General features: G+C 59.3%; 5 protein-coding genes. 2 read left to right on the forward strand and 3 right to left on the reverse strand.

What is annotated here, in order from left to right; all coding sequences use genetic code 11:
• Together acpA and OUZ52_RS21905 are read right to left on the reverse strand one after the other, a co-directional pair.
• Positions 1-1,644: acid phosphatase (gene acpA / locus OUZ52_RS21900; RefSeq protein WP_266160723.1), on the reverse strand; the 1,644-nt coding region annotated here is incomplete at its 3' end.
• Between the two features lie 209 nt (positions 1,645-1,853).
• Positions 1,854-2,384 carry a GNAT family N-acetyltransferase gene (locus OUZ52_RS21905; RefSeq protein ID WP_266160724.1) on the reverse strand — a complete coding sequence of 177 codons (531 nt, stop codon included), beginning with the start codon at positions 2,382-2,384 and terminating at the stop codon, positions 1,854-1,856.
• Between the two features lie 173 nt (positions 2,385-2,557).
• Between OUZ52_RS21905 and OUZ52_RS21910 the strand changes: the two genes are divergently transcribed.
• Complete coding sequence (locus OUZ52_RS21910) at positions 2,558-2,938, forward strand: nuclear transport factor 2 family protein (RefSeq protein ID WP_266160725.1); 381 nt, start codon at positions 2,558-2,560, stop codon at positions 2,936-2,938.
• A gap of 449 nt (positions 2,939-3,387) precedes the next feature.
• On the forward strand, positions 3,388-3,939 hold the full coding sequence (locus tag OUZ52_RS21915) for a hypothetical protein (protein WP_266160726.1): 552 nt from the start codon (positions 3,388-3,390) through the stop codon (positions 3,937-3,939).
• A gap of 217 nt (positions 3,940-4,156) precedes the next feature.
• Here the strand turns inward: OUZ52_RS21915 and OUZ52_RS21920 are convergent.
• Positions 4,157-5,855, reverse strand: a 1,699-nt coding sequence (locus OUZ52_RS21920) for a M48 family metallopeptidase (protein WP_266160727.1), incomplete at its 5' end; no start/stop codon positions are given.

Consider the following 5,855-nt stretch of genomic DNA (forward strand, 5'->3'; position numbering starts at 1 on the left):
CATGGCTTCATCGCGCATGGCCAGGCCGGGCAGTTTTTCCAGGCCGAAACGGCGGGTAAGAAAGCGGGCAATCGAACCGGTGTCGTAGATGGTGTGATCGACATGCCCCTGCTTGGCGAACGGCGATACCAGCAAGGCCGGAATGCGTGAGCCCGGCCCCCAGCGATCGCCCTTGGGCGGCGCCACGTGATCCCACCAGCCACCGTTTTCATCGAAGGTGATCACCACCAGCATCTGCGGCCACTGCGCGCTGCGCTGTAAGGCATCGACGATGCAGGCGATATGGCAGTCGCCGGCATTCACGTCGGAATAACCCGCGTGCATGTTCAAGTCGCCCTGCGGCTTGTAAAAGGTGACCGCTGGCAGCTTGCCTGCTTCGATATCGGCAATCAGGTGATTGCTGCGGGCGATTTCGCCAGTGCCCGCATCACGCAAATGCTGCTTGCGCGCTGCCGTGCCCGGAGCGAACTGCTTGAAGTAATTCAGCGGCTGATGATGCGGCTGAAAATTCGGCGTGGGTGGAAACTCCGACTCGCTGCCCTCGCCATGACCATCCAGCGCGGCCTGCCAGCCGCCGGCATACCATGCCCAATCGATACCCTTGGCCGACAATAGATCGCCAATGGTCTTGTGGCTCTGCTCGACCAGGGTGTTGGGGCTTTTCGGGTCGGCCAGCTCAGGATGATCGGGATGCGTATTGAACGCTGGCGCGTAAGCCGGGCCCATGGTGTTCACCGCCCAGAAATCCGGCGTAAGCGCATCGCGCGAGGCAAACTTTGGACGCCCATGCATGGCGCTGGCCGGCGACTCGTCAGCCACTTTCAAGAGATGACTGGCCGGGTCGTCGCTGTCGAGCACGGCAATCTGCACGCTGGCCGGGCTTTTGTCCGCCTGCGGATAAAACGGTGGTTGCGCGGCCACCAGATACTGATGGTTGAGAAACGAGCCGCCGAAGGCGCCCATGAAGAAGTTGTCGCACAACGTATATTGCCGTGCCAACTGCCACAGGCGCAGGTTGTACTGACTATCGCCGTAGTAACCCATGACCTGTGCGCCGGTGTTGCCCCAGGCGACAAAGCCGTCATTCTTGCCGCCGTTGATCTGGCGCTGGTTTTGATAAAACTGATGCCATAAATCGTGGGTGATCACGCCATGCGGCAGCGGATCGCCCTCTGGGGTGCGCAGCGCAAACGGTGCGTTGGGCAGCCCGGTGATATCCGCTTCGCCGATCAGATACCGGCGATGGTTGACCACCTGCTCCTTGGGCACCAGCCCACCCCAGATCGGAGGCAGCTGCTTGAGCAAGCTGCCATCGCGATCGCGTTGCTGATACGCCGCCGGCTTGAGTGCGGCAAGCGGCTGCGCTACACCGGGAAAGTTGGCGAACAGATTATTGAAGCTGCGGTTCTCAGCGTAAATCACCACTACGTGCTGAATGTGCTGCGCCAGCAAGGCGTCAAGATCGCTATCGCCAGGCGCGGCGTTGCTGCCACTTGGATGTTCGCTGGCCGACACCGTCTCGCGCCCACCCAGTGCCAAGGCGGCACCGGCGGCCGCCATGCCGCCCAGCAGCCGACGGCGGGTGGGATCGACCGGTGTATCAGGAGTCGTCACGGAGGAATCGGCGGGCTGCTTTTCTTTCATTACGCATCACGTCAGTACAAGTCGCATCGAGGGAAACCACTGGCGCGAGATCGCATCACGCGCTGGCGACGGAAGGAAAACCGGTCGCCATGCGGCGACGTGCATGAGAAAGATCCGTCTTGATCCATCCCTGCAAGGTACCGAATGAGTATAGACGTCACGGCAAAGTAAACAAATCATCGGTCTGATGGCAGCCACGATCGCCGCCGCTAGCCTGTTGTAGCAGGAGCAGTGTCCAGTTCATAACGATTGATGGGTTGCTGGCGCTTATTGTCCATCACCACCTCGATAAGACGGCCACCGCACTTTTCGATGGTTCGACTGGAACCGATATTTTCGGCCAGGCAAGTAATGACGACACGTTCCAGCCCCAGTTTGCGCGCCTCGACCAGCGCCAGGCTAAGCATCGCCGTGGCATATCCTTTACGGCGCTGGCTTGGGGCAATGTCATAACCGATATGGCCGTCAAGATGCAGCTTGTCCGAGGTCGGTTGCGGCCTGATCCTGATCGCACCGATCACCCGCCCGCCATCGATCAACCAGTAGGTGATGCATGCCACCTGATCCTGCGCAAGCCCAACCCCACGGGACGCATCATGCAGCGATGCCACGTAGGCGGAAAAATCCGCTTTGCCAGCCTGGTATTTGGCAATACGGCTGGTATCCCCCGCGTCCAGATAATCATCGACAAATGCCGAGAACGCCGCGGCGTAGGCGAGATCCGCTGTGGTCAGAAACATCGTAGTGCTCTTTCGCCCATGACCGGCCACAGCATGCTTTGACATGGCGGCCGTCGCAAGAGCCCATGCTTTGGACGTGCCTTGAAATCTATCCGCCCCTCCCCACTCGATGCTCTTGCAAAGTCGTCAAGCCAACCTCAGATCGCGACACTCCACCCCACCACGAGACGCCCATGCCCTCCGCTGAAACACTTGAACGCTTTATCGCACGAGTCGAACAGAACGCGCATGCCGAAGCATGCGAAGAGTTTTATACCGTTGACTCATCCATGCAGGAGAATCAAGCAGAGCCACGCGTCGGCCGCGACGCGCACGTAGCCCACGAACGCAAAGTCATGGCCATGGCTAAATCGATATCGTCGACCTGTGTCCGCCCAGTACTCGTCAACGGTGACCGGGTAGTTATCCGTTGGATCTTCGACTTCGAGTGGCCTGACGGCAGCATCACCCATATGGAAGAACTGGCCTACCAGCGCTGGGAAGGCGAACGCATCGCCGAGGAGACATTCTTCTATGACCCGGCCCAGCGCGTACCAAAGAAGATCCAGGCGTAGATGTCGTCAGTAGCAAACGCTTGGTACAGCACAAGGCCTTGATGATCGATTTTCTCGCTTGACGAAATGACATCGCAACGATGGCCAACGACTCACGCCAACAACACGTGCCGACGATGCCATCGGTGCGCGGCAATACCGGTTGAATCGAGCCGGCGCTGGCTTACCCGCCAGCGCCAGCTCATTGCAGTAGCTCCCAGAAATCGTTACTGAGTAAGCCAGGCGAGTGCGGTGTGTCATCGGATATCAACGTCAGATCTCATCGCCGATCTATTTAAATACTGATGACGGCAAGCTCGTTATATCCATGTAAAAAGACTTGCCAAAGGGCACATTAAATTCGTTTTAATTGACCGCGCAGTACATTAAGAGGAAAGTGCTCACAGTTGCAGGGGCGAGCCGCAGGTAAAGCGCTCGCCGCAACCGTCAACCGTAGTCAAGGAGGTCTTATGAAGCGGTTTCATGCACTGGCGTTGATCAGCGTGCTGACTGTTACCGGAGGCGCCGCGATGGCGGCAACCGGTGCACTAAGTCCGTTTACGCCCAAAGTTCTACCGGTCCTGGTACAGGTGAATGCCGAAGGCAAAGTCACCAGTCTCTCTCCGGCCATTGAACTTCCACCATCGTTTAAACGATTGCTCGCCAAGAATGTGGGCGAAATGATCACCAAGCCGGCATATGACAACGGTCGCCCGGTGAGCAGCCAGTTCGTGATGAACCTCGCGCTGACAACCACTCCTCGCGATGAAGGAGATTATGACGCTCAGTTCGCCTATATCTCGACCGCCCCCGTTCCGCTTGGAACATGGCACTGGGTGAATCTGGAAGATCGGCGCTTTGCGCTGGCACCGAATAATTCTTCGGGTAGGCGCATGTTTTTCGATGGCGGACAGCGGGCCTACGAGCCGATGAATACCGGCAATGTGCAACGTTCGTTCAGCCCTCCCGCCTCAAGTGCCCCGCCCAGCACACCGGCACCCAGTACCGCACATGGTCATTAAATCGGCGGAGCCAAGTACTGCAGGCGGTGAAATCTATCGCCGCACTTAAGCAGGCCGAGCACCGAAAGCATCACAAGCCCGTCTAAACCGACGGGCTTTTTTATGCCTATCGACAAAGCAGCCATACCAGTCACCTAACAGCCTTGAAAGGCGACACCTATCGCCTCGCCACTCAGCCGTTGGCACGCCCTGAGATCTCGATCTCAGGCATGGCCTTTCAAGACAACTGCAACGGCGGCAGTGGGCAATGCAGGCTTGCACAGATCACCCTTAGCAGTTCGGCCTCGACCATGGTTACGCTACCGTCTGCACGAATCGCGCGATCCAGGCTCTGGATCAAAATATCCTTGGCGGCAGGCATCAATCCGTCGAGATCGATCAACGCACGCTCGAAAGGCCCTTGCCAGTCCGCCGGCGGCGCCTGCCAGGTGCAGGCCATGCCCGGGAATGCGTTATCCATCGCCAGCAGCCATGCCCGGTTAGCCGCAACCTGATCGGCATGTCCATACGCTGCGACGACAGCCAACACCAAGGACACACTGGCCACACACGCCGGCAGCTTCTTTTTGCCATCGACGGGGGCACTGCGCGGGCGCATCGCCTCAAGCAACTGCACGCGCAACAAACGGGTCAGACAATAGTCGTCCAGATTGACCTTGCGGCTTGCCCTGACCAAGGCATCCAGCGTATCCAGGAAGGTCTGCAAGCGCCCTTCCGGCAATTGCCGCAACGCCGGAAACGCCAGCGAGATCAGCGGTAGCCGCAACTCCGGCGACAGCTTGCCGACCTCGGCGGCCAGCTCGGAAACCGTATAAAGAAGATCGTCGCCAAAGGCGTTGGCAAGCAGCCTTTGCTGAGCGTCCCGCAGCGCCCCATACGTCGACATGGCCAAGGCGAACACCAGCGACATCGCCGATTCCGGCTGGGCCGCCGCCTGCTTCAACGCCGCAGGCACATTCCGCTGCAAATCTGCCGCCTGATCGAAGCGACCAAGCTGGGTGTGGTCACGGGGCATGGACGCCGCCAGCCCAGCGCGCCAAAGAGCATCTGACGCAGCCCCAGCGGCCGCTGACGAGGTGACCGGCGCCGGCTCGCGCGCCTTCTCGAGCTGCTCGGATACGGCCTGCATCGAGGTCGCCAGTTTCTCCAGCTCCCTTTCGCGAAACACCGGATCAAGCGAGCGAATACGCTTCAGCAGCGGTGGATGGGTGGCATACCACGCCTGGAAAAAACCGGACTCATCGGCTTCACCAAACAGCATGTGGGCAACCTCGTGCCGGTTGCCCACTTGCAGTTCCGAACCTTCGCTGACCACGGCGATTTTTTTCAGTGCGCCGGCAATGCCGTGGGTTTGCCGGGTGAATTGCACCGCCGACGCATCGGCCAGGGTTTCTCGCGAACGTGCCACCGCCGCCTGGATCAGCCGACCAAAAAAATATCCGAGATAGCCGATGCTAAGCAGGGTCAGGCCGATACCCAGCGTGTACAGATCGATGCCACGCCTTCGCTCGCTATCGGTGTCGCCGAGATAGCTGAGCTGTCGGCCGATCACCGCCAGCATCATGATGCCGAACAGTAGGCCCATCAGCCGGATGTTCAAGCGCATATCGCCATTTAATACATGGCTGAACTCATGGGCGATGACGCCCTGGAGCTCGTCACGCGTCAAATAATCAAGGCAGCCCTGGGTTACACAGATCACCGCGTCGGCTACCGAATACCCGGCGGCAAAAGCATTGATGCCGGGCTCGTCCTCCATCAGGTAAATGCCCGGCACGGGCATGCCGGCGGCAATCGCCATTTCTTCGATCACATTGCGCAGCTGCCTGAGCTTGGGATCGCCGGTATTCGCCGGTACGGGTATCGCACCAAGACTCTCAGCCACCGAGCGGCCGCCATCAGACAAACTCATCATG

Origin of the sequence: Dyella silvatica (assembly GCF_026283955.1) — a bacterium.
Lineage (GTDB): Bacteria > Pseudomonadota > Gammaproteobacteria > Xanthomonadales > Rhodanobacteraceae > Dyella_C > Dyella_C silvatica.

What these genes read in the sequence shown, in the direction of transcription:
- OUZ52_RS21905 (WP_266160724.1), bottom strand. Translation starts at nt 2,384, where the DNA reads ATGTTTCTGACCACAGCGGATCTCGCCTACGCCGCGGCGTTCTCGGCA.
- OUZ52_RS21910 (WP_266160725.1), top strand. Translation starts at nt 2,558, where the DNA reads ATGCCCTCCGCTGAAACACTTGAACGCTTTATCGCACGAGTCGAACAG.
- OUZ52_RS21915 (WP_266160726.1), top strand. Translation starts at nt 3,388, where the DNA reads ATGAAGCGGTTTCATGCACTGGCGTTGATCAGCGTGCTGACTGTTACC.